The following is a 23,482-nucleotide window of genomic DNA, read 5'->3' as shown; positions in this document are numbered from 1 at the left end:
TCAGGCGACAGCCGGCAGGCTGGACAAATCCCAGCGCGGGCGGCAGTTGTAGCTGTAATCGGCTTCGGCAAACTGCAAGCGCATCGCCCCGGCAAAAGCAATCATGGCGCCGTTATCGGTGCACAGATCCAGCGGTGGATAGAACACTTCAAACTTGCGGCGCTTTGCCGCCTCGTCCAGTGCGCGACGTAGTTGCTTGTTGGCACCGACGCCGCCCGCAATCACCAGTCGCTGCATGCCTGTTTGCTTGAGCGCGGCCAGGCACTTCTTCAGCAGAACCTCAACAATGGCTTCCTGGAAAGCTGCGCAGATGTCTGCGACGGTTTTTTCATCCAGTTCAGCTTGTTGTTTGACCAGATTGAGTACTGCCGTTTTCAGGCCGGAGAAGCTGAAATCCAGATCGCCGGAATGCAGCATGGGTCGCGGTAGCTTGAAACGTGTGGCATCGCCTTGATCGGCAAGTCTGGATAAGGCTGGCCCACCTGGGTAACCCAGGCCCAGCAACTTGGCGGATTTATCGAACGCTTCGCCTGCGGCATCGTCTACTGTTTCACCCAGCAACTCATACTGGCCAATGCCACGCACGGCCATCAGTTGAGTGTGGCCCCCAGACACCAGCAAGGCGACAAACGGAAAGGCGGGGCGTGGATCAGCCAGTAAAGGTGACAACAAATGACCTTCCAGATGATGCACATCGACGACCGGTTTTTGCAGTGCAAACCCCAACGCATTGGCAACGCTGGCGCCGACCAGCAGCGCGCCGGCAAGGCCTGGTCCGGCCGTGTAGGCAATGGCATCAACATCATTGAGCGTCAGGCCTGCTTCGGCCATGCACGATTCGGTCAGCGGCAGCACGCGCCGGATGTGATCACGCGACGCCAGTTCGGGCACCACGCCGCCGTATTCGGTGTGCATGGCAATTTGCGAATGGATGCGATGCGCCCTCAGGCCGCGCTCGGTGTCATAGAGCGCAACCCCGGTTTCATCGCACGAAGATTCAATACCTAGCACCAGCATGACTTTGACTTTTTCCTAACATCTTGTATCAAGAGCGTTATCGTACCCGTTCACGCCACACCCGCAAAGCACAGGGTTTTGACATCTGGATTTACTTGGTGGATAATCGCCAGCTTTCTTCCGGGCAATAGCCCTAAACAAACAGGATTTCTGCTCGATGCCTTCTGTACGCGTTAAAGAGAACGAGCCCTTTGAAGTTGCAATGCGTCGCTTCAAGCGCTCTGTTGAAAAAACCGGTCTGCTGACCGAACTGCGCTCCCGTGAATTTTACGAGAAGCCAACTGCTGAGCGTAAGCGCAAGCTTGCCGCAGCTGTGAAGCGCCACTACAAGCGCCTGCGCAGCCAGCAACTGCCCCCGAAGCTGTACTAAGCCGGGTCGCAATCGAATATTGAGAGGCCGCACACGTGCGGCCTTTCCGTCTTTGTGTCGTTCGCGGCGACATCTGTCAGTCCGACACCTTCAGTTCATAAAGGAAACATCATGAGCCTCAAGGCACGTATTACCGACGACATGAAGACGGCGATGAAAGAGAAGCAGACGGAGCGTCTTGGTACGATCCGTCTGTTGCTGGCTGCCATGAAGCAGCGCGAAGTGGATGAGCGTATTGAACTGGATGACGCCGCCATTGCCGCAATCATCGAAAAGATGCTCAAGCAACGCAAAGACAGCATCTCGCAATATGAAGCTGCGCAACGCCAGGATCTGGCCGACAAAGAAAAATTCGAAGTCACGGTGCTGACTGAATATCTGCCTGCACGCATGTCGGATGAAGAAGTTGCCACCGTTGTGAACGCTGCCATTGCCACGCACGGCAAAACGCCGGCGTCCATGGGCAAGATCATGGCTGACTTGAAGGCACAACTTGCTGGCAAGGCCGATATGGCCGAGGTCAGCAAGCTCGTCAAAGCTGGCATGCAATAAGACAAGACAGGGCACCCGCGTCGATCAAATTTCGCTTTTGATGGCGCCGGTGTGCCCTGGTCTGGCACGCCGATGGCCCGTATCCCAGAGTCGTTTATTCAGGATTTGCTCAATCGCGTAGACGTTGTCGACGTGGTGGAGCGCTATCTGCCGCTGAAAAAAGCCGGCCAGAATTACTCTGCCTGCTGTCCGTTCCATAAAGAAAAATCACCGTCGTTTACTGTTAGCCCGACCAAGCAGTTCTACCACTGCTTTGGCTGCGGCGCGCATGGCTCGGCGGTGAATTTTGTTATGGAATACGAAGGGTTGTCATTCCCTGAGGCCGTGCGCAAGCTGGCTGAATCCGTCGGCTTGCAAGTGCCGCAGGAAGCTGCCGCGATCGAGCCCAAGGGTGAGCCTGGTATTTACGACGTACTCAAGACGGCGAGTGATTATTACCGTCAGCAACTCAAGAGTGCGCCGCAAGCCATTGCTTATCTGAAAGGGCGTGGTCTGGATGGTAAAACGGCGGCCCATTTTGGTCTGGGTTATGCGCCGGCCGGGCATGCGCTCAAGCAGATTTTTGAAGATTACGACTGGAACAAACTGCTGGCGGAAGCGGGTTTGATTGGTGAGGATGAAGAGTCCCATCGCCGTTACGACCGTTTCCGTGACCGCGTCATGTTCCCGATCCTGAATCAGCGTGGTTCTGTGATCGGCTTTGGTGGTCGGGTGATGGGTGATGCCAAGCCCAAGTACCTCAATAGTCCGGAAACGCCGGTTTTTGAAAAAGGCCGTGAGCTCTATGGCCTGACTCAGGCTCGGGCTGCCATTCGCGCCAATGGTCGCGTGCTGGTCGTTGAAGGCTATATGGATGTCGTGATGCTGGCGCAGCACGGCGTGGAATACGCGGTGGCAACGCTGGGTACTGCATGTACGCCGCATCATGTGCAAAAGCTGCTCAAGCTGGCTGATGAGGTTGTGTTCTGTTTTGACGGGGACAAGGCGGGCCGCAAGGCAGCGTGGCGTGCGCTGGAAAACAGTCTGGAGTATCTGGTGGACGGCAAGCGCCTGGCGTTTCTGTTTCTGCCGGAAGAGCACGATCCAGATAGTTATGTGCAGGCGTTTGGTCGTGAGCGTTTTGAAGAGGTTGTGACCCAGGATGCTGTACCCCTGGCGCAATTTCTGCTTCGTGAACTTTCCGCACAAGTAGAACTGGACACTGAAGAAGGGCGTGCCAAACTGGTTCATCTGGCCAAGCCTTTATTGACCAGGGTGCAAGCCCCGGCGTATGCGCTGATGGTAAAAAAACGCCTTGCGCAATTGTGCCAACTGGAACTCTCGGAACTTGAGCCCATATTGAGTACAGGGCAAGGCAACAGTGGCGTGCAGCAACAGCATGATCACTACGTATCCCGGCAGGGTTATGTACCCATGCCTCAGGATGAGGGCTGGCAGCCCGTACAGGCATATGAAGGGGCTGGCGACGCGCCACAGTATGGTGATGGCGGACAACAGCGCTTCAAGCGGCGTGGTGATGGCAACTGGAAGGGCAAGCGTAAAGGCTCAAAGTGGCGTAATGATGACGATGAGCGTCCATTTTTACCGCCGCGCGTCCAGCCAGACATGGTGCAAGGTCTGTTGCAACTGGTGTTATACGAGCCAGTACTGGCCACCGGGGTTGAGCCTGTCTGGTTAACCTGGCCGGACAACGGCGATGATCTGTTGCTGGATGTACTCAAGTCCGCCCGGCAACATGGGGCCCGCATGAACTCCTCGCAATTGCTGGAGCTGTGGCGGGAGTCCGAGCACTACACGCGGTTGGCTGCACTGGCCGCAAAAGGGACTGAAAAGTTTGACCGCTGGCCGCCGGAAGAGCGCCAGTCGGAGTTTGTGAATTCGCTGGCAGCGGCCGGGCAAAGTCTGGTGCGCGCGGCTACACTAAACCGAAAGGCAGAACTGGAACACAGGCAGGCCCATGGCGGGCTCTCCGATGCTGAAAGGCAGGAATATATGATGCTGTTGATCCAGTCCCGCTCGTCGGCTAACTGACATGTTGTGCATATACCATTGCGCAATAAGCCCAATCTGAAAAGTACAGATTGGAACAATTGGAAAATGAATCTTCTGATTCCATGTGGATCAGAGGGTTATCTGATATAATCCTCGGTTTTTCCGAATCTTTCTGAGTCTCACGAGTCATGGCGGCAGAACACGAATTCGATAAAGAAGACACCGAACGCACCGATTTCCGCGCTGGCGGACGGGAAAGCGACGATGAACCACTTGATCCTGAAGCCCGAAAGGCCAAGTTCAAGTCCCTGATCGTGCTCGGTAAAGAGCGCGGTTATCTTACATACGCTGAAATTAACGACCACTTGCCTGAAGACATGCTCGATGCCGAGCAGATCGAAGGCGTGATCAGCATGATCAGCAATATGGGCATCCAGGTCTACGACGAGGCACCCGATGCCGAAGACCTGCTGATGTCCGATGCCACGCCGGCCGTTGCGGACGACGATGCTGTGGAAGAGGCCGAAGCGGCACTTTCCTCGGTGGACTCCGAATTCGGCCGGACTACCGACCCTGTGCGGATGTACATGCGCGAAATGGGGACGGTGGAGCTTTTGACCCGTGAAGGCGAAATTGAAATCGCCAAGCGGATCGAAGATGGCCTCAAGCACATGATCCAGGCGATTTCGGCTTGTCCGACCACCATCACCCAGATTCTGGAGCTGGTGGACAAGGGTCTGAACGACGAAATCCGCATCGACGACATCATCGACGGCTTTATCGACCCCAACGCGGTTGAGGAAGAAGAGCAGCCGCCAGTTGAAGTGGCCGAAGAAGAGCTGGGCGAGGACGAAGAGACCGAAGAAGGCGAAGAGAGCGATGAAGATGGCGCCGCCATTTCCAGCGCCAATCTTGAGCTTCTGAAGGAACAGGCGCGTGAGCGCTTTGAGCCGGTGCGTGCAGCTTATGCCCGCATGGTGGCGTCCCTGCAGAAAGACGGTGTGCAAAGCAAGGGTTACCTGGAAGCGCAACAAGTCATTTCCGACGAATTCCAGAATATCCGCTTCTCTGCGCGTCAGGTTGAAGCCCTCTGTGACCATCTGCGTACCATGGTTGATGAAATCCGCGGTTTCGAGCGCGAGATCATGGATCTGTGTACACAGAAAGTGCGCATGCCGCGCGAGCACTTCATCAAGACTTTCCCGGGTCGTGAAACCGATCTGGAATGGGTGATCGAAGAGCTGTCTTCCGGCCAGGCTTATGCCGAGGTGCTGGAGCGCTATCAGCATGCCATCATGGAAAAGCAGGGCAAGCTCAAAGAGCTGCAAGAGCTGGCCATGCTGCCGATCAAGGAGCTGAAGGAAATCAACCGTCAAATGTCGACGGGTGAAGCCAAGGCTCGCCGCGCCAAGCGCGAAATGATCGAAGCCAACTTGCGTCTGGTCATCTCGATTGCCAAGAAGTACACCAACCGTGGCCTGCAGTTCCTCGATCTGATTCAGGAAGGCAACATTGGCCTGATGAAGGCCGTGGACAAGTTCGAATACCGTCGCGGTTACAAGTTCTCCACGTATGCAACGTGGTGGATCCGTCAGGCCATTACACGTTCCATCGCGGATCAGGCGCGCACGATCCGGATTCCGGTTCACATGATCGAAACGATCAACAAGATGAACCGTATCCAGCGTCAGATCCTGCAGGAAACCGGTCTGGAGCCGACGCCGGAAGAACTGGCCGGCCGCATGGAAATGCCGGAAGACAAGATTCGCAAGATTCTGAAGATCGCCAAAGAGCCGATCTCCATGGAAACCCCGATTGGTGACGATGATGATTCGCACCTCGGCGATTTCATTGAGGATTCGGTAACAGTGGCGCCGGCAGAAGCTGCGGTCTACGCCGGCCTGCGTGAAGCCACGCGTGAAGTGCTCGATACCCTGACTCCGCGTGAAGCCAAAGTGCTGCGCATGCGTTTCGGCATCGATATGAGCACGGACCACACGCTGGAAGAAGTGGGCAAGCAGTTCGACGTGACCCGTGAACGGATTCGTCAGATCGAAGCCAAGGCACTCAGAAAGCTGCGTCACCCGACCCGTTCAGAACGCCTGAAGAGTTTCCTTGAAAGTGTGAGCAACGAGCCGTAATATCACGCCTCCCGGTCGGGTAACTGACCGGGAGTTTGTTTGATATCGGGCCTCTAGCTCATGCTTGGTTAGAGCAGCGGACTTAACAAAACGTCTTTCCTGCAGCCTGCAAGGTATGGATGACGTTGTATGGGTTGCCTTGGGGCACGTTCACTCTGCCCTTTGGTAGAACTGCTCAAATTCGGGGAAGCCTCTGGTGTGGTTCAACCGCAGCCGTGGTAATCCCGAGCGAAGCCTGCCGCTGTTGAAGGTGGCGGGAACGTGTAGAGACTGTACGGGCAGGTCGTAAAGACAAGAGACAGTCCAGACCACAAACCCGAAAGGGGCGGTGAAAACCGTAGCTGGTACGCATAATCCGTTGGTGCCGGGTTCGACTCCCGGGGGGCCCACCAAATCATTCAGTCATGAAACTTCATGACGCCAGAAAACCCCGTTGAAGCGTTGACTTCACGGGGTTTTTTCTTGCCGCCGCCGCTAGCCACGAAGCATCAAGTGCCCCTGCGGGATGTCCGCATTCATGGGGTGCGGAGAGGGTTGTGCGCACCGAATTGAGGGAGGGATGCCTGCCCCGAATGATTTATCCAGTGAACGGTATTGTGCGGACTTGTCTTTAGTTTCGTGTTGCCAGCCAGTAATTGGCCATGCCTCACATGGTCACCAAACCCCGCACAGGCGCAGGCCTGGCGGGTTTTTTTGTGGCCTGAAAAACGGGGCCGGGTCACTGCAGATACTGTCGGCTCTTGCAGGTGCGCTGCCATGGCGCATTTCTATAGTTATTGAATCCTGTTTGGACTTAATGAGTGACTGCTTATGGGCCTCTTCGAGCGCAGATGCGTCATTGTCGTGACGGTCGTGCTACCCGTCTTGCTGGCGGCGTGCATGTCTGGCGGTGATGATCCGGCCTCTGTGGCCACGCTTGCAGTCACGCCCGCACCTGATTCAAACCCCACGCCGACGCCAACGGCTTCGCCGCTGCCCGTTATCGGGGGAGTGCTCCACGGTTTGCAAGCGCTCACGGCGTTGCAATTACAGAACAATGGCGCAGATACATTGGTGCTCACCGCCAACGGTGCCTTTTCATTCGCGACCCCAGGTCGCGTTTATGCGGTCACCGTGGCCACCCAACCATCGGGGTTTCAGTGGTGTTCAGTCGCCAATGGCGTGGGCAGTACCTTATTCAGCCTCAACACAGTTGATGTGTCGTGTGCATCTGCGGTCGGGTTTGTCTCTACCATTGCTGGCAGCGCCAATACGCCAGGTCGGCAGGATGCGCAGGGCAGTACGGCTCGTTTTTATTATCCGCTGGGTCTTGCTGTGGATCATGCGGGGACTGTGTATATCGCTGATTTTTATAATCAGCAAATACGCAAAATGACTGCCGATGGCACGGTCTCGACCCTGGCGGGGTCAGGCGCCTATGGCCATACAGACGCTCAAGGCACGAATGCGTCATTCTTTTTTCCCGAAGGTGTGGCCGTGGATGCCGCGGGCAATGTGTATGTCGTTGATACTGATAATTATGTAATTCGCAAAATTGCACCGGATGGGACAGTCAGCACGCTGGCGGGATATCCTGGTACTCAGGGCAGCAGCGATGGTCAAGGGGCAGGGGCATCCTTCAACTTGCCGGGCGGTATCGCAGTTGATAGCAATGGCGTTGTTTACGTCGCAGATACCGAAAATCATGAGATCCGCAAAGTCCTGGCAGACGGAACGGTGTCGACGCTGGCGGGCTCTACGGCACCAGGCGCAGCAGATGGCACTGGCGCTGCGGCCTCCTTCAATGAGCCCGCAGCGGTAGCGGTAGATCAGAACGGCAATGTCTTTGTGGCAGACGCCAGTAACAATGAAATCCGCAAAATCACGCCCGCTGGAACGGTCAGCACTATCGCTGGTTCAACAACAGCAGGAAGCGCAGATGGCACGGGTTCTGCGGCCGCATTCAATTCGCCGCACGGCATTGCGGTGGATGCCTACGGCAATCTGTACGTTGCGGATCTGAACAATCGCAGTATTCGCAAAATCTCTCCGGGCGGTGTCGTGAGTACACTTGCTAACGCAAACGGGAGCCCGGGTGTTGCCGATGGCAAAGGGGCTGCGGCTACATTTGAGTTTCCTTGGGGGATTGCCACGGATACGGCGGGCAACTTGTATGTGACTGATTATGCAGCTTCAACCCTGCGCAAAATCACGCCCGCACAACCCTGATTGCCTGACGCCTGGGTAAGGCGCGGGAGGTGGAGTGGGATTTGTGTTGCACTGCACAGCAGCATTGCCTGTAGAGAATTCTGACTGTATCTTTCTGTTTGTATTCATTAATAGAAAGCGTTCAGGCTCATTCTGTATAGAGAATCAGTGCAACGCCTACAGACAGGATTACCTCAGTGACTGCCCCCACCCCCGTTCGCCATGATGGTGCCCCTTTGGCTGTACTGGTCTGTGAAGCCTTGCCTCGTTCTGGCGAGAACGGTCCGGGTAGTTACAATATGACTGTGTTGCGGGCAGTGGCGGCATTGGGCTACCGCTTGCATCTGATCGTCACCGGCTTGAATGTAGCGGGCGGGGTGATCGAGCCGGAGTTACCCTGCACCATCAGCTACCTGCATGCCCGGCAAGTCGGGCGCTGGTTGTTCCCGCTTTCAATCAGTGCCGGGGCACGCTGGATCAAGAACAGACTGGGCCTGAAAGTACGCAAAGGCGCATCGGACAAAGTGGCGTGGATAGGCCGTTTTTTATCGGAAGGCGAGGTCGCCCGCGTTGGCGCAAGCCTGCCTCCGGTTCCCGTGGATTTGCTGCTGATAGATACCATCTTCCGGGCAGATGCGGTGCGGGCGATTCCGCAAGCGCATCGCAGAGTCCTGATCGCCCATGACATCTTTCACCAGCGCTGCGCTTCTTTTCGCGCCAATGGCTTTTTGCCCCGGCCCGCCGTCGAAGCCGGGCTGGAAGCGCAGAAAACGGCCTTGTTCGATGCCATCATTGCCATCAACCCGCACGACGCCGCTGAACTGGCCATGATGGCGCCAGACGCGCGTGTGAGCACCATCCTGCCTGTGGTGGCCAATGCCGGGCAGACCCGGGTGCGAACCGGCGAGCATGAGCGAGAACCTCACCGGATCTTTTATCTGGGCTCCAGGGCGTACCACAACGTAGATGGCTTGCGCTGGTTCCTGGAGCACGTATGGCCTGCGGTACGAGCCAATGTGCCGGATGCTCATCTGGATGTCGCCGGTGGCGTGTGTGGCGAGTTCTCTGCGGGCAATCAACCGGGTGTAACACTACACGGGCGTGTAGATGATCTGGCGGCGTTGACTCGCCATTGCAGCTTCGCGATCAACCCGGTGCTGATGGGCAGCGGTATCAAAATCAAAATGGTGGATTACTTCTGCCTCGGGCTCGGTTGCATTACCACCGCCAACGGTGCGGCTGGCTTTCCAGAACAGCCCGCGCCGCCCTTTGATGTGGCCGAAGGCAAGGCTGACTTCGCCGCTGCTGTGGTGGGTGCCATGCAGCGGACTGACCATGCCGCCCAGTTGCGCGAGCGTACCGTGGCATATACCCCGCATTTTTCGCATGAAGCTGCCGTCGCCAGGTTGCGTGAATTGCTCACCCCAGCCTCATCCGTCCCTTCTTCTGCGTCGGTCATCGCAGCGGCACAGCCATAGCCGCGTTTCCCTTGTCTCTGCTGTTGTGTGTGTGGGAGTTCACACACGCCGTTGCTGACAGTCAGAAAGCTTGAAGCTTGTGTTGCCTTTCTGCTGTTTGCGACGCTTGCCATGTCGCCAGGAGGGCCTCGCGGGGCGGGTTTTCCCGGGTTTCTGCAAGTTACTGAAATGACGATATTTTCTGATGAAACATTACCGTTTTTTCATAAAACGATCAGATTTAACGTATATCTTTTTCAGCAAGGACGATGGTTTGTTTAAATAATCAATAATTATTTGAAAGGTTGTGGTAAAAAATTATAAAGAAGCAACGTTGTGCCCGGCACGCCCGAACAGGTGGGAATGGCCGGTTGGGGAGGTAAGGCTGCACGCGCAGGAGCACGGGTGCAGACCATATACAAGCTGCCAGGAGAATTTTGATGAAAACAAGACTGAAGTTGCTGCCACTGGGTTCTGTATTGGCCTCGGCCATGTGTGCGGCTGCGTATGACCCCAGTGACTCGATCAGTACGTATGCCCAGTTGGGGTACATGTACGACAGCAACGTCTTTCGCCTGAGTGATTCGCAAGACCCGGAGCAGGCTCTGGGCAAGGATCACCGCGGTGATTCCATCATTACCCCCCAAGTGGGTGGGCATATTGCGGCGGATGTATCGCGCCAGCAGTTCACGCTTGATGCCAACGTCTACGCGCCGCGTTACATGTCGTTCAGCGATCTCAACTATGTCGGCTGGAACAATAGCGTTGGCTGGAACGGGGAGATTGGCCACAGCTGGTTCGGCTCAGCGTCCTTTGGCGATCAGAAAGTCGTTTCCGATTTCGGTGACGTGCTGCTGAACCAGGAAGACCTGATGCGCACGCTGACGGGCAGTGCAGAGGGTGGCTACCGTATCAATAGCAGTGTCTCGTTGATCGTGGATGCCAGCCGCGCCCGGGTTCGCCATAGTCAGGAAACCACGCTTGATCTGTACAACACGCAGTACGCCGGCAAGGTGCAATACACCACAGACCGGGGCGGTGTGTTCTCTTTGGGTGAGCGTTATCAGACGGTCGATTACGAGAACCAGACCTTCAATGGCTTTACCGTCAACCAGGACTATACGCAGCGCATTACCCAGTTAACCGCGTATTACCCGTTTGATCCGCGCTTTGATATCGCTGGTGGCTATGGCTACGTGAAAATCCATACCGATACCACAGATCAGTCCGACTGGCAGGCCAATGCCACGCTGAACTGGCACACCACGGATCGCACCAAGCTTTCTTTCGGGTATTCCCATGCGCTCAATGCGCCGGGTAGCACTTACGGCGAGTCGATCAAATCGCATTATCAGCTGGGCGGTGAGTGGAAGGTCACAGACAAGATTGTGACCAACGCCTCCCTGGCTTACGACAAATATGACTATCCAGCCTCGTTGAACGTCGCCGCGTACAACGACAACGTCAAAACAGCCTATATCGGGGCTAGCTGGAAGCCCCGCCCTTCAATTGACACCACCTTCTACGCTTCTTGGGCCAACCGTGATTCCAACGTCGAGATACGCACCTACGACGACTGGCAACTTGGCGCAACAGTCCAGATACTTTTTTAAGTTAGCTTAAGTCACCTTTAAGGTTGTAAGAAATAAACTAACAGCAATGGAAAGTAAATCACTTGTTTTTTGATTGAAGCGGATGTAAAAAGCTTTCTGGAAGTTTCTTGTTGCGTCGCACAACGGATTGTCCTGAAGAAAGGCGTGCCCTTGAAAGCCTTATTCCTTCGGGGTTGTAGGACTGACAATGACAACGACCCGCTTGCATGGTGACGGTTTGACCGCCGTAGCGATGGATGCGCCGTGACTGGCCCCGAGGTGGGGCCGGTTCACATTGGTATTCGGGATCTATCAGCATTTGCTGACATTGCTTCTGTCTTGTGTAAGCAATGTGGATTGGTTCAAACCCCCTGGACACGGAGTTGAAGCCATGGAACGACTTGTCAATCGCACGCCCAATGTAGAGCAAATGGCTCAACCGCTGACCCATGGCGGTGGGGGCAATTTGCTGCATTTTTCCGCGCGGGAGTCCGACGCCCCGGCGGTCGGCATGCTGAATGACCGGTTTGAAGAGTTTTCCAAAGCGGCGCCGATTGCCAGCTTGTTCAAGCTGGTGATCGACCCGGTGATGGTGGTGGCCACACTGCTGGTGCTGGCCCGCGCGTTTGATCTGGCATACGACGGTTACGTCATCATCCTGGCAGTCATCGCCTTCTTGCTGTCGGCCTTGATTCTGGAAGGTACCTTTTTGTTTGTGCCCGGCTATTCGCGGCCGCTGCTGGGTATGGCGCGCTTTGCCACGGGTTGGCTGCTGATCTGCGCCCTGGTGATCATGATTGGCTGGGCAACCCATTGGTCGGTGTATTACGACGAGAACTTTGTGCTGGCGTGGATGATCCTGGCGCCGGTCAGCCTCGTTGCCACGCATTGGCTGATTCGCGTGGGCTTTCTGTTCAAGGAAGGCCGGGCACAAGCCAATGCGGCCACCCGTAAAGTAGTGGTGATCGGGGCCAATAAAATGGGCCGCGCGCTGGCTCGCCGCATTCAGCATAGCGCGCTGCAGAACATGACCTTTCTGGGCTTTTTTGATGATCGCGGTCTGGATCGGCTGGAAGGGGTGAAAGAAGAAGAGATGCTGGGTGGACTGGATCGCCTGCCTGAGTTCATTCGCAGCAACGACGTACACGAGTTGTATATCTCTCTGCCGATGACCAAGCAACCGCGCGTCATGCAAATGCTCGATGAAATGCACGACACCACGGTCTCTATTTTCTTTGTGCTGGATTTCTCCGTCTTCGATCTGATTCAGGCGCGCTTTGAACTGGCTGCAGGCATGCCGGTCGTGGCTGTGTGCGAAAGCCCGTTCCTTGGCTTGCGGGGCCTGGCCAAGCGGTTCTCTGACATTGTGCTGGCGACGTTGATTCTCTTGTTGATCTGGCCGGTAATGCTGGCGGTGGCGATTGCCGTCAAGCTCACATCCAAGGGTCCGGTGTTCTTTACCCAGCAGCGTTATGGCGCTGATGGTGAACGCATTACGGTCTACAAATTCCGTTCCATGAAAGTGCACTCTGAACACGCCGGCACAGTGACCCAGGCCACTCGTAATGATCCGCGCCTGACACCTATTGGCGGCTTTTTGCGCCGTACCTCGCTGGATGAATTGCCGCAATTCATTAATGTGCTGGAAGGGAAAATGAGTATTGTCGGGCCGCGTCCGCACGCCAATGCGCATAACGAGATGTATCGCAAGCTGATCAAGGGTTACATGATGCGCTACAAGGTCAAACCGGGAATTACCGGTTGGGCCCAGGTGAATGGCTATCGTGGTGAAACAGAAACACTGGAAAAAATGCAGAAGCGTATTGAATACGATCTGGATTATTTGCGTAACTGGTCATTGTGGCTGGATATCAAAATCATTCTGGCAACCGTCATGATGATTATCCGCGACAAAAACGCGTATTAAGCGCGTACTTGATGAGGGTCCTGGGGGATATATGAATAAGCGGTTTGGTTTCAGTTTTATTCTGGCATTGGCGGTGACTGCCGCTTTGTCGGGGTGTAAAAATGATACGCAGGCGCCGCCCAGTCAGGTGCTGGCTCGTGTCAATGGGGATGAAATTACCGTTAACCAGCTCAATTATCTGCTGGCTTCGCAAAAAACGGTGGACGACCAGACCAAGCAACGCGCGCTGGATACCCTGGTGACCCAGGACGTACTGGTGCAAAAGGCGGTTGAAGCCAAGCTTGATCGTGACCCTCGCGTGCTTTCCAGTATCGAGTTCTCTCGCCGGCAGATTCTGGCTCAGGCCATGCTGTCCAAAGAAGTGGGTTCGGCACCGCAGATTACCGATGCAGACGTCCAGAAGTTCTACACCGCCCGCCCGGAGCTTTTCGAAAAGAGAAATATCTACATCCTTGATTCTTATATTGTTCCCGGTTCTGCAGTAACGGATGCACTGAAAAAGCAGCTTGATGCCGTGCATACCGTGCAGGACATGCGCGCCACGTTGCAGGCCGCTGGGGTGACTTTCAAAGAAGCGCAAGAACGTACTGTTCCAGAAAAAATGCCTGAACAACTGCTGAAGATCGTCACCCCACTCAAGGCCGGTGATGTTGCTGTCATGGTGCAGAACGAGCAGGCCATGTTGTTGCTGGCGGAGCACGTAGAGCCCGCCCCGGTTTCACTGAAAGATGCCACGCCGGCCATTCAGGCTTATTTGCGGCAGGAGCGCGCGGCAAAACTGGCACAACAGAAAATTGACGATTTGAAAAAAGCGGCAAAGGTGGAATACGTGCAGCAATTTGCCGCTGCCACACCGCAGGCCGCTCCGGCTGCCGAAAAAGAAACACCGGCAAATGACAATGACCATATCAAATCAGGGATGGGTCTTAAATGAAAAAACTGATTACATTTTTTGCACTCTGCGTGCTGGCCATCACCATGCAAGTCAAGGCGGCCGATACGGGTGAATATCGCCTGGGTACGGGTGATGTATTAAAGATATCTGTTTATGACCATCCTGAACTGGAAAAAGAAATTCAGGTGAGTCAGGAAGGCACAATTACTTACCCGATGATTGGCACGGTTTCAGTAAAAGGTAAAACCTTTTCTGAAGCGGAAGCACTGATTGCCAAAAAGCTGATTGACGGCGATTTCATCAAGAAACCCAACGTCAATATTCTGGTTTCCCAATACAAAAGCCAGATGGTTTCAGTCGTTGGTGAAGTCAATCACCCCGGTCGTTTCCCGCTGGATGCCTCTATCAACGTGGTCGATCTCCTGGCTATGGCCGGCGGGATTTCGTCTAACGGTGGCGACAAGGTGTTCCTGGTGCGTGATAACCAGCGTACCGAAGTCATGCTGCCACGCCTTGTGACGGGCGGAGAAGGTGCCTCGGCGCTGGAAACCAAGCTGAAAAATGGCGATGTGATCTATGTCCCGCGCATGGCGATGATTTATGTGTATGGCGACGTCAATCGCGCTGGCGGGTTCCGTCTTGAACAGAACATGTCGGTGATGCAGGCCTTGTCGCTGGCCGGTGGTTACACCACGCGCGCTTCGCATTCCAGCCTGGTCCTGACCCGGACTAGCGTAGACGGCAAGGTTACCCGCAAGGATGCCAAGCCTGATGATCTCTTGCAGGAAAACGATGTCGTTTTCGTGCCGGAAAGCATTTTCTGAGTGTCATTGAAGGGAGAGAGCGATGACGATCGGACAACTTCTACAGATTCTCAAGGCGCGTAAGCGGCTGGTGTTTCTGGTGCTTTTTGTGATGGTCGCGTTGATGGTGGCCATTGTGATGTTCTTCCCGCCGCGTTATGCAGCGGAAGCCATCCTGACCATTGACGTTGGTTCTGTCGATCCGGTGAGTGGCCAGACTGATGCTGAAACCAGTGCGCCGGGTTATCTGGCTACGCAGGCCCGGATCATCGAAAGCCACAATACGGCGATCAAGGTGGTCCATGCGCTCAAGCTGGGCGACGACAAGTCAGTACAACAGTCCTACATGGATGCCACGCAAGGCAAGGGCACCATGGATGACTGGCTGGCCGACCAGTTGCTGCAACACGTGAAAGCAACGGTGGCACGTGATGGCAACATCATCACCATCAAATACACCTCGCCCGACCCCAGGTTTTCTTCGTTGATGGCTAACGGGTTTGCCACGGCATACGTGCAAATGGTGACGGATCTGCACTCGGGTACAGAACAGCAGAACAATGCGTTCTTCCAGTCTCAGCTCAAGACCTTGCAGGCCAATCTGGCTACGGCTCAGCAAAAGTTGGCAGATTTCCAGCAAAAGAACGGAATTATCGCCACAGATGAAAAGCTGGATGTCGAATCCCAGCGACTGACCGAACTCTCTGCCCAGATGGTGGCTGCCCAGGCCCAGGCGCTGGAAGCGCAGTCCCGTGCACGGGGCCGGACCAACCAGCCGGATGTAATCAACAATCCGCTCGTGCAGAACCTGAGAGGGCAGGTGGCCCAGCTGGAGGCCAAGTTCAATGCACTGGCCGCCAAGGAAGGCAGCAACAACCCGGCTTATCAGCAGTCTCTGGCTGAACTCAATGAAGCCAAAGCGCAATTGGCGCAAGCCATGGCGACTTATAGCCAAGGGTTGTCCAACAGTGCCAGCAACGCGAGCTCGCGCTTTGCCGGTCAGCAAAAAGAAATGGAAATGCAGCGTGAAAAACTGCTGCAAATGAAGACGCAACGCGCCCAGTCGCAGATTCTGGAGCGTGAAGTGGAAAGCGCACAGAACGCGTTTGATACCGCACTGCGTCGCCAGACGGAAACCTCGCTGCAAGCCCGCGTAACGCGTGGCGATACCGGCATGCTCAAGTCCGCACCTGAGCCCCTGGGGCCGTCATTCCCGCGTGCTGAGATCATGATCCCGCTGGGGATCATCCTGGGCTTGTTGTTCGGCGGTGCGCTGGCCGTGATTGTTGAACTCTCCAACCGTCGCCTGCGTTCTGTGGTGGATGTCGAGCTGCTGCTCAACCTGCCAGTACTGGCCACGATCAGCCCCAAGCACGGAAAAGTTGCTCTTTTGCCGCAACGCAGTGCAGCCAAACTCACGCTTAATCACGGAGCAGGCTCATGAAAAATGAACTTATCGTCGCCGAAGCCGCAGATCAGTCCGCGCGCATTGGCCAGATTCTCCTGAGTGACGGCAAGCTGACCCAGGCTCAGGTTGACCAGATTACCGAAGTGCAGATGGAAACCGGCATGCGCTTTGGCGAGGCGGCCATCAAACTGGGGCACGTGACGGATGAAGACATTCGCCGTGCCGTTGCCCGACAGTTTGACTATTCCTGGCTGGATGCGCGCGATGGCGCCTATGACACGTCGCTCGTCGCGGCCTACAAGCCGTTTTCCCGCGAGGTGGAGCAACTGCGTAACTTGCGCAGCCAGTTGGTACTGCGTGAAGACGCAGTGGCGGAACGTTGCTTCGTGGTGGCCAGTGTGGACGATGAATCGGCTTCAAGCTGGGTGGCCGCCAATCTGGCGGTGGTGTTTGCCCAACTGGGTGAGCGCACTTTGCTGATCGACGCCAATCTACGCACGCCACATTTGCAAAAGCTGTTCCGTCTGGGTACTGGTCACGGTCTGGCCGATATTCTGGCCGGTCGCTCTGGCAATGAATGCATTCAGCACCTGGGGCAACTGGGTGATCTGTCGGTGCTGACCTCTGGCACTGTGCCGCCCAACCCGCAGGAACTGTTGAGCCGGCAAGCTTTTCGCGGTCTGTTGCAAGAAGCCCGGCCGCACAACGACGTGATCATTATTGATAGCCCGCCGTTGACCGACGGCGCGGATGTGCAACTGCTGGCTGCACGCGCCGGGGCTGCTGTGCTGGTTGCGCGGCGCCACAAGTCTTCGGTGCGCACCATGCTGCAACTGCGCGATGAACTGCTGGTGACCGGTGCCACGGTCCTCGGCGTGGTCATGCTCAACTAAGCCCGGAAAGTTTGCAAAAGGCCAGCCTTATGGATCGCATTCCGGTTACTCCGCAGTTTGCCCTGCCAGGTCTGTTCAACGGACGCCGCCTGGCTGTGCTGGCGTTTGCCAGTGCGCTGCTACCCACGCTGTATACGCTGATGAATACGTTGTGGGCCACGCCTGATCAGGAACATGGTCCGATTATTCTGGTGCTGGTGTTGTGGCTGTTCTGGCGCAAGCGCGGGGCTCTGGCGGCGTTGCCGGATCGATCCAGCGGGTTGGGCTGGGCTGCGCTACTGGGTTTTGCGCTCAGTTACGGCTTGGGCCGCTCGCAAGGTATTTACTTCCTGGAAACCGGATCGTTCATCTTGCTGGTATCCGGATGGTTGCTGCTGGAAAAGGGCTGGGCTGGTGTACGGGTGATGTGGTTTCCACTGTTTTTCATGCTGTATTTGCTGCCTTTGCCCGGGCCCGTAATTGATGCGATCACCGCAGGACTGAAAGAGTCGGTGTCACACGTGGCAGAAGCGGTGTTGTATTGGGCTGGCTATCCCATTGCCCGCAACGGGGTGGTCCTCAATATTGGCCAGTACCAGTTGCTGGTGGCGGATGCGTGTTCCGGTCTCAACTCCATGTTCAGCCTGTCGGCGCTGGGTTTCCTGTTTGTGCATATCACGCAGCCGCCCCACTGGTGGCAGCGTGTGATCATCATCCTGGCGCTGTTGCCCATTGCCTTTATTGCCAACGTCGTACGCGTGATGGCGCTGGTGTTGCTGACTTACTACCGCGGTGACGCGGCCGGTCAGGGCTTCATGCACACCGCAGCGGGGTTGACCGTGTTTGTGGTGGCACTGGTGCTGGTCGGCACGCTGGGTGAAATCCTGATGCGCATGGGTCGTCACGCGACCAAAAGGAGCCTGCAATGACGCTGGCCTTGCCCACTTTGCAATGGCGCCCGGTACTGCTGGCCGTGTTGATTACTGCTGGCCCCGTCCTGGCCTGGACATTTACGCCGCATCATCTGATGGCAGATGGCCGGCAGGGCGTTGAGCTGGAAAACACGCTTCCCGCGCGCATTGGCGAATGGCAGATGGTGCCCGGCGGCGATAAAGCCGTGATCTCGCCAGACGTGCAGGCGGCGCTAGACAAGTTTTATTCACAGACGCTGTCCCGCATTTATGTGAACCCGCAAGGCTATGCGCTCATGTTGTCCATTGCCTACGGCAAGCAGCAAACCGATTCGCTGCGTCTGCATAACCCGGAAGTCTGCTACGCGGCGCAGGGCTTTGCGCTGTCAGACCGCTCCAACGCAACCGTGCTCAATCCGTCCGGGCCGTTGCCCGTCAAGCGTGTGCTGGCTCAGGCTGGGCCGCGTATTGAGCCCATCACCTACTGGATCACCGTGGGCGATATTGTCGCCAACGAGACGACGCATCGTAAGTGGCTGCAGATTGAATATGGCCTGAAAGGGCAGATTCCGGACGGCGTTCTGGTGCGTGTCTCCAGCATCGATGCCGATACCGGTCGCGCCTATGCCATGCAGGATTCGTTTATCCACGCCATGAACAAAACCCTCTCGGCAGAGGGGCTGCGCATGATGATGGGGCAGCATTCATGACGGCAATACGGCAGATGCGCCCACAGCCCTCGCTGGCGTTTCGCGAAGAGCAAGCCAGACCCAAGCCGGATAAGGCCTGGAAGCGCTTTCGCAACTATTGGTTGTTTGCCAATAGCTTCATGATGATCAACCCAGGCGTGTTGCTGGGTCTGGGCAGTCTGAACTCGGTCGAACGCTTTTTGTTCTTGCTGACGGGGATTGCCTATTTGCGGACGCGCAAGCCGGACTGGACCAATCTGGGCTTGTTCGGCGGCATCGTGGTTCTGACCTGGGGGTTTGGTTTGCTGACCAGTTTCCCGGACTTTTCCTGGTTCCGTTACGCCCAAGCCATCATTTCCTTCTTTGCCGTGATGTCGTTCATGTGTGCCTGGCCGACCCAGCGCGAGCGCAAGCTCATGTTGTGGACGCTGACCATCGTGCCGATTGGCATGGTGGCGCTGGGCGGTGTGTACCAGTTGGGCGGGATCGGTTCAGTTCTGGCGCATGACTACACCGGCGTGACCCGTTTGCAGGGTAACTCCATTCCGGCCTTTCTGGCTGCGGCCGGGTTTGCTGGCAGCATCGCGGCGGCCTTTCTGACCACCCTGTTTGATCGCCGCTGCATTGTGCTGACCGCGATCAATCTGGCCATCACCATCCTCACGGCTACACGGATGCCTTCTGCGGCAGCCCTGATCGCCGTCAGCGTCATTTTGTTCTCTGGCCTGCGTTCTGGCGTGTGGCGGCTGATTCTGGTGGTTTACGGTATCGCGGTGCTGGCAACCTTTTTTGCCGTGTTCGGCGGGGAACTGATTACCCGGCTTGAAGCGGGCGGCTCCAGCGGTCGCGAACTGATGTGGAACTCCCTGCTGGCCTCGCTAGAGCGTTACCCGTGGACGGGCGTGGGCTTTGGTCACCATGGACTGCTGATCCCGGAGAGTGTTTCGCACTTTACCGGCACGGTTGCAGCCCATAACGAATACCTGCGTATGGCTGTAGAACTGGGGTATGTCGGTGCCGGCATCTTCCTGGTGTTGTTCCTGGCCATATTCGGCCGTCTACTGCTGGACCCGCGCAATGGCAACCGTCTGGCGTTCTTTGTCACCGTGGCCATGTATCTCATGGATTCGTATTCCGACAACACAATCACCGCGACCAGCTGCTTCATGATTCTGGTCGCCGGCTTATGCGGCGTCGCCCTGGCAGACCCGATTCACCAGAAAAAGCGCGAGGCCCCCGTTGCCATGACGGGCTGGGCCGGACCACAAGCCATGAATGGCAATCCGCGCGTGCGTGCCGCACGCCGGGTCACAAGCTGAATGAAGGTGGAGGAGTTCCTGGCCGGCCGGGAGGCTGGACCAGCACAAGAAACCAAACAGGGCAAACCTGGCCACAAGCGGGGTTTGCCTGGATCGACAGACTGGACAAGGGAGAAACCTGACCATGCAACCGTCTTGCAACGATTGCGTTTTGGCCACCGGAGGCATGCATGAGTGCCTTTGACAGCCAGTTGATGCCCGCGTCGACCGGCCAGGGCCAGAGAGAGGCAAGTGCCGCTGCTGCACCTGTGCCCGCCGATATCTCGGTGCGCTTTGCACTATTGCGCTTTCCGCTGATCGTGGCGGTGGTGTACATCCACAGCTTTGTGACTACGGTCGGGCTGTCGTCCTTTCGTATTGGCAACATGTATTCATCTCCCACGTCCTGGATGGTGCGGGAGTTTTTCTCTCAGGAACTGTGCCGCCTGGCGGTACCCGGTTTTTTCCTGATTTCCGGATACATGTTCTTCTGGAATTTCCAGGGCACGCTGCAAGGCTATGCAACCCGTCTGAAGAAACGCGTTCCGACCCTGCTGGTGCCCTACATCTTGTGGAACCTGCTGGTGATCGGGTTCTACGCTGCATTACAAAGCGTGCCGGCCGCCAGCGGCTTTATCTCCGGGCAGAACGTACCGGTGGCCCGTTTCGATGCCATGGACTGGCTGAATGCTTTCATCGGCTGGCGCACTTACCCGGCGGCCTACCAGTTCTGGTTTATCCGTGACTTGATGGTCATGGTGCTGCTCTCTCTGCCGCTTTACTGGCTGCTGCGCTACGCCAGCCACGTGGTCATGGCCTTGATGCTGGCGGCGTGGTTTTTGCAGTTGTTACCCGGTATTCCGCCATTTGATGAACCGCCGCTGTTTTTTGTTGCCGGTGCCTACATCGCGTATCACCGCATTGGTCTGGCCGGACTGGACCGGCTCGGCCCATGGCTGAGCGCACTGACGCTGTTGCTCGCTTGCGTGTCGACGGCCAATGAAGTCAACGATCTGGGCTTGGGCGCGGTACCCCACCAACTGATGATTCTGTCCGGACTGGCCAGCATTTACTGGCTGGTCGGACGTATCTCTGAGCAATCTGCGTTGTTCAGGGCATTGATGTGGGGCGCGGGCGCCAGCTTCTTTGTGTTCGCCGCCCATGAGCCACTGATGATGGGCGTGCGCAAACTGATCTATTACGTCGTGCGCCCGGATGCTGATGGCGCGCTGCTGCTGTATTTCCTGATTCCGCCGTTGGTGATCGCCATTTGTCTGGCCGTCTGGAGTGCCATGCGTATTGTGATGCCGCGCGTTCTGGCGGTGCTGACCGGAGGCCGTGTATGACCCCCATCCCCACTGTGATCCAGAATTCGCAGGAAGCCATGCTCGATTTTGTCCTGCTGACCACGTGCGACTATCAAGGTGGCCGCCGCGATGAACTGGAACGGCTGATTGAGAGCGTGAAGAACAGCGTGGCCGAACATGGCCTGCGGGTACGCCATTACCTGCTGCTGCAACGTTGTCAGGCCGACGAACCAGCCCCTGAAGTACCTGAATATACTGAATTGATGCGCGTGGACCGGCAGGTGTCACTCTCGGCCGCGCGCAACATGATGCTGCGACGCGTGCATGCCGATGGCGTGCTGGCCCATGCCCGGACGGTTTGTTTTCCGGATGACGATGCCTGGTATCCGGACGGCACTCTCAGTGCCATCGCCACGCTGTTTGCCCGGGATGCACAGCTGGGGGTCATCATTTGCCGCTATGCCTCCAGCCCGGTGACCATCAAAGAATGTCCGGGCGGGTTGGCGCTGGCCCGGCGGCCGGGTTCTAAACAATTTGTGATCAATGCGTCCTCCAACACCCTGTTTGTGCGGGCGTCGGTGGTTGAACACGTGCGCTACTTTGATGAGCGTCTTGGCGTGGGCGCTGCACTCAACGGCGGCGAGGATCTGGATTTCGCCCTGCGCGCCCGCGCCCATGCCAAGGGCAATGCGCTTTGGCTGGATGCACCGCTGGTTGGGCATCGTGACAAAAACCGGACGCTGCGGGCCCGCTACTTTACGGGCAGCTTGTATGCCATCGCCCGTTCTTCGGGTGACCCGGGCGTTGCGGTGCAGGCGCTGCGCAAGATTGCCGTCGGCCTGTACATGGTAGCGACCGGCGACTTTGCACCGCGCGACTGGTTGCATTCGGTCCGTGTGGGTTTGCAGGGCCGCTCTCAGCCAGAACCGGAGGTCAGTAGCCAATGACCCAGGAATCTGCATCCGCCATGTACCCCGGCCAGATCCTGGCCAATGCCCCCGGTCGGGAAGCGGCCAGCACGCGCTGGCCCGATATCGAGCGAGGCAAGGGGCTGGCCATCATTCTGGTGGTGCTGGGGCATTTGCTGCGTTACGACACCTTGTCTGAGCCGGCCTGGTATGAATGGGTCAAGCACACCATTTATTACTTTCATATGCCGTTCTTTATGTACCTGAGCGGGTTTGTGTTTTTCCTGACGGGGGCGCAGACCACCTGGGGCAACGCGTTCGGCCAGTACATGAAACGCCGGGCCAATCGTCTGTTGCTGCCATTCGTGCTGTTTGGCGTATTGATCATTACCGGTAAGTATCTGGCGGGCTTTTATCTGTATGTGCAAGACCGCCCCGATGGGTACTGGGCAGGGTACTACCACCTGTTCTTTCAGACTGAAGACAGCCCGGCTCTTTCAGTCTGGTATGTGCTGGTGCTGTTTGTGTACTCCTTGCTTACGCCGGTGCTGTGGCGCTTGTCTGGCGGCCGCATTTTGTTGTTGGTCGCGCTGGCTGCCTTGCTGCATTTTGCGCCCGTCACAGACGACTTTTATCTGGACCGGATTGCCCGTTTCTTTGTGTTTTTCCTGGCGGGCGGCGCCATGGCGCTGTATCGGGCACAAAGCCTGGCCTGGCTGGATCGCATGACCTGGGTGGCGCTGGTGCTGTTTGTGTGCGCAGCGATCAGCATGAACGATGGCCCCTACACCATGTTTGTTGTGGGTGGACTCTCGTTGTTTGCTTTGCATGGTCTCGTCCGCTTGCCATTTCTGGGGCAAGACAAGCTTCTGTATTTCTTTGGTCGCAACTCCATGGTGATTTATCTCTTCAACACGATCTTCATCGGTCTGGCCAAAGGGGTGTTCATCAAGTTTTTTCCATACACCGGCAACTGGATGTTCTTGCTGTTGCTGGTGACGTTCTGCGCCGGGCTGCTGTTACCCGTGCTGCTCAAACAAGTGATAGACCGCTTTGTGTTTCTCAAGCCGGTCTCTCGCATCATTGCCTGAGCCAGAGGTATTGCCATGTTCCGGTTTGCTAAACCCGTTGATGATCATCTGGCCGGCCTTGCCTT

General features: G+C 56.5%; 19 protein-coding genes. 18 read left to right on the top strand and 1 reads right to left on the bottom strand.

Translation table 11 applies throughout. The annotated features are described in order from the left end of the window. Entirely contained in the window at window positions 1-1,017 is a 1,017-nt protein-coding gene (tsaD, locus tag IEX44_RS18525) for a tRNA (adenosine(37)-N6)-threonylcarbamoyltransferase complex transferase subunit TsaD (RefSeq protein WP_188697657.1), read from the bottom strand. Window positions 1,018-1,174: 157 nt separating this feature from the next. On the opposite strand from tsaD, the gene rpsU reads away from it, so the two are divergent. The 18 genes from rpsU to IEX44_RS18435 all read left to right on the top strand — a co-directional run bounded on the left by rpsU (window position 1,175) and on the right by IEX44_RS18435 (window position 23,417). After that, complete coding sequence (rpsU, locus tag IEX44_RS18520; RefSeq protein WP_053936257.1) at window positions 1,175-1,387, top strand: 30S ribosomal protein S21; 213 nt, start codon at window positions 1,175-1,177, stop codon at window positions 1,385-1,387. Window positions 1,388-1,498: 111 nt separating this feature from the next. Further along, entirely contained in the window at window positions 1,499-1,939 is a 441-nt protein-coding gene (locus IEX44_RS18515; RefSeq protein WP_188697655.1) for a GatB/YqeY domain-containing protein, read from the top strand. Between the two features lie 72 nt (window positions 1,940-2,011). Beyond that, complete coding sequence (gene dnaG, locus IEX44_RS18510; RefSeq protein ID WP_188697654.1) at window positions 2,012-3,970, top strand: DNA primase; 1,959 nt, start codon at window positions 2,012-2,014, stop codon at window positions 3,968-3,970. Between the two features lie 149 nt (window positions 3,971-4,119). Further along, entirely contained in the window at window positions 4,120-6,072 is a 1,953-nt protein-coding gene (rpoD, locus tag IEX44_RS18505) for an RNA polymerase sigma factor RpoD (protein ID WP_188697652.1), read from the top strand. A gap of 810 nt (window positions 6,073-6,882) precedes the next feature. Beyond that, the gene (locus IEX44_RS18500; RefSeq protein ID WP_229679304.1) at window positions 6,883-8,280 is read left to right on the top strand and encodes an NHL repeat-containing protein; all 1,398 of its coding nucleotides are present in this window, start codon (window positions 6,883-6,885) and stop codon (window positions 8,278-8,280) included. 176 nt (window positions 8,281-8,456) lie between these two features. Further along, a complete protein-coding gene (locus tag IEX44_RS18495) occupies window positions 8,457-9,737 on the top strand; it encodes a glycosyltransferase (RefSeq protein WP_188697649.1) in 1,281 nt (426 codons plus the stop codon). Window positions 9,738-10,156: 419 nt separating this feature from the next. Then, on the top strand, window positions 10,157-11,329 hold the full coding sequence (locus IEX44_RS18490) for a porin family protein (RefSeq protein WP_188697647.1): 1,173 nt from the start codon (window positions 10,157-10,159) through the stop codon (window positions 11,327-11,329). 370 nt (window positions 11,330-11,699) lie between these two features. Beyond that, on the top strand, window positions 11,700-13,235 hold the full coding sequence (locus IEX44_RS18485; RefSeq protein WP_229679302.1) for an undecaprenyl-phosphate glucose phosphotransferase: 1,536 nt from the start codon (window positions 11,700-11,702) through the stop codon (window positions 13,233-13,235). A gap of 31 nt (window positions 13,236-13,266) precedes the next feature. Beyond that, a complete protein-coding gene (locus IEX44_RS18480) occupies window positions 13,267-14,169 on the top strand; it encodes an EpsD family peptidyl-prolyl cis-trans isomerase (RefSeq protein WP_188697644.1) in 903 nt (300 codons plus the stop codon). Beyond that, on the top strand, window positions 14,166-14,954 hold the full coding sequence (locus tag IEX44_RS18475) for a polysaccharide biosynthesis/export family protein (protein WP_188697640.1): 789 nt from the start codon (window positions 14,166-14,168) through the stop codon (window positions 14,952-14,954). Before IEX44_RS18480 ends, IEX44_RS18475 begins: the two co-directional genes overlap by 4 nt. Before the next feature lie 22 nt (window positions 14,955-14,976). Continuing rightward, a complete protein-coding gene (locus IEX44_RS18470) occupies window positions 14,977-16,377 on the top strand; it encodes a Wzz/FepE/Etk N-terminal domain-containing protein (RefSeq protein ID WP_188697637.1) in 1,401 nt (466 codons plus the stop codon). Then, window positions 16,374-17,234, top strand: coding sequence for a chain length determinant protein tyrosine kinase EpsG (gene epsG / locus IEX44_RS18465; protein WP_188697634.1), 861 nt, complete (start codon window positions 16,374-16,376; stop codon window positions 17,232-17,234). The genes IEX44_RS18470 and epsG overlap by 4 nt, the downstream gene beginning before the upstream one ends. A 29-nt stretch (window positions 17,235-17,263) precedes the next feature. Continuing rightward, window positions 17,264-18,142, top strand: a complete 879-nt coding sequence (xrtB, locus tag IEX44_RS18460) for an exosortase B (protein ID WP_188697631.1) — start codon at window positions 17,264-17,266, stop codon at window positions 18,140-18,142. Further along, complete coding sequence (gene epsI / locus IEX44_RS18455) at window positions 18,139-18,834, top strand: exosortase-associated protein EpsI, B-type (RefSeq protein ID WP_188697626.1); 696 nt, start codon at window positions 18,139-18,141, stop codon at window positions 18,832-18,834. The genes xrtB and epsI overlap by 4 nt, the downstream gene beginning before the upstream one ends. Continuing rightward, on the top strand, window positions 18,831-20,132 hold the full coding sequence (locus tag IEX44_RS18450) for an O-antigen ligase family protein (protein ID WP_188697624.1): 1,302 nt from the start codon (window positions 18,831-18,833) through the stop codon (window positions 20,130-20,132). Before epsI ends, IEX44_RS18450 begins: the two co-directional genes overlap by 4 nt. Before the next feature lie 170 nt (window positions 20,133-20,302). Then, on the top strand, window positions 20,303-21,457 hold the full coding sequence (locus tag IEX44_RS18445; protein WP_188697622.1) for an acyltransferase family protein: 1,155 nt from the start codon (window positions 20,303-20,305) through the stop codon (window positions 21,455-21,457). After that, the gene (locus IEX44_RS18440; protein WP_188697619.1) at window positions 21,454-22,365 is read left to right on the top strand and encodes a glycosyltransferase family 2 protein; all 912 of its coding nucleotides are present in this window, start codon (window positions 21,454-21,456) and stop codon (window positions 22,363-22,365) included. Before IEX44_RS18445 ends, IEX44_RS18440 begins: the two co-directional genes overlap by 4 nt. Further along, window positions 22,362-23,417, top strand: a complete 1,056-nt coding sequence (locus IEX44_RS18435; protein ID WP_188697616.1) for an acyltransferase family protein — start codon at window positions 22,362-22,364, stop codon at window positions 23,415-23,417. Before IEX44_RS18440 ends, IEX44_RS18435 begins: the two co-directional genes overlap by 4 nt. The last annotated feature ends 65 nt before the right edge of the window (window positions 23,418-23,482 follow it).

Source organism: Silvimonas amylolytica, assembly GCF_014645555.1.
Lineage (GTDB): Bacteria > Pseudomonadota > Gammaproteobacteria > Burkholderiales > Chitinibacteraceae > Silvimonas > Silvimonas amylolytica.
This window is presented reverse-complemented; position numbering and strand designations above follow the sequence as displayed.

Excerpts from the sequence above, each read along its gene's own strand:
- tsaD (WP_188697657.1), bottom strand. The coding sequence starts at position 1,017 with ATGCTGGTGCTAGGTATTGAATCTTCGTGCGATGAAACCGGGGTTGCG.
- rpsU (WP_053936257.1), top strand. The coding sequence starts at position 1,175 with ATGCCTTCTGTACGCGTTAAAGAGAACGAGCCCTTTGAAGTTGCAATG.
- IEX44_RS18515 (WP_188697655.1), top strand. The coding sequence starts at position 1,499 with ATGAGCCTCAAGGCACGTATTACCGACGACATGAAGACGGCGATGAAA.
- dnaG (WP_188697654.1), top strand. The coding sequence starts at position 2,012 with ATGGCCCGTATCCCAGAGTCGTTTATTCAGGATTTGCTCAATCGCGTA.
- rpoD (WP_188697652.1), top strand. The coding sequence starts at position 4,120 with ATGGCGGCAGAACACGAATTCGATAAAGAAGACACCGAACGCACCGAT.
- IEX44_RS18500 (WP_229679304.1), top strand. The coding sequence starts at position 6,883 with ATGGGCCTCTTCGAGCGCAGATGCGTCATTGTCGTGACGGTCGTGCTA.
- IEX44_RS18490 (WP_188697647.1), top strand. The coding sequence starts at position 10,157 with ATGAAAACAAGACTGAAGTTGCTGCCACTGGGTTCTGTATTGGCCTCG.
- IEX44_RS18485 (WP_229679302.1), top strand. The coding sequence starts at position 11,700 with ATGGAACGACTTGTCAATCGCACGCCCAATGTAGAGCAAATGGCTCAA.
- IEX44_RS18480 (WP_188697644.1), top strand. The coding sequence starts at position 13,267 with ATGAATAAGCGGTTTGGTTTCAGTTTTATTCTGGCATTGGCGGTGACT.
- IEX44_RS18475 (WP_188697640.1), top strand. The coding sequence starts at position 14,166 with ATGAAAAAACTGATTACATTTTTTGCACTCTGCGTGCTGGCCATCACC.
- IEX44_RS18470 (WP_188697637.1), top strand. The coding sequence starts at position 14,977 with ATGACGATCGGACAACTTCTACAGATTCTCAAGGCGCGTAAGCGGCTG.
- epsG (WP_188697634.1), top strand. The coding sequence starts at position 16,374 with ATGAAAAATGAACTTATCGTCGCCGAAGCCGCAGATCAGTCCGCGCGC.
- xrtB (WP_188697631.1), top strand. The coding sequence starts at position 17,264 with ATGGATCGCATTCCGGTTACTCCGCAGTTTGCCCTGCCAGGTCTGTTC.
- epsI (WP_188697626.1), top strand. The coding sequence starts at position 18,139 with ATGACGCTGGCCTTGCCCACTTTGCAATGGCGCCCGGTACTGCTGGCC.
- IEX44_RS18450 (WP_188697624.1), top strand. The coding sequence starts at position 18,831 with ATGACGGCAATACGGCAGATGCGCCCACAGCCCTCGCTGGCGTTTCGC.
- IEX44_RS18445 (WP_188697622.1), top strand. The coding sequence starts at position 20,303 with ATGAGTGCCTTTGACAGCCAGTTGATGCCCGCGTCGACCGGCCAGGGC.
- IEX44_RS18440 (WP_188697619.1), top strand. The coding sequence starts at position 21,454 with ATGACCCCCATCCCCACTGTGATCCAGAATTCGCAGGAAGCCATGCTC.
- IEX44_RS18435 (WP_188697616.1), top strand. The coding sequence starts at position 22,362 with ATGACCCAGGAATCTGCATCCGCCATGTACCCCGGCCAGATCCTGGCC.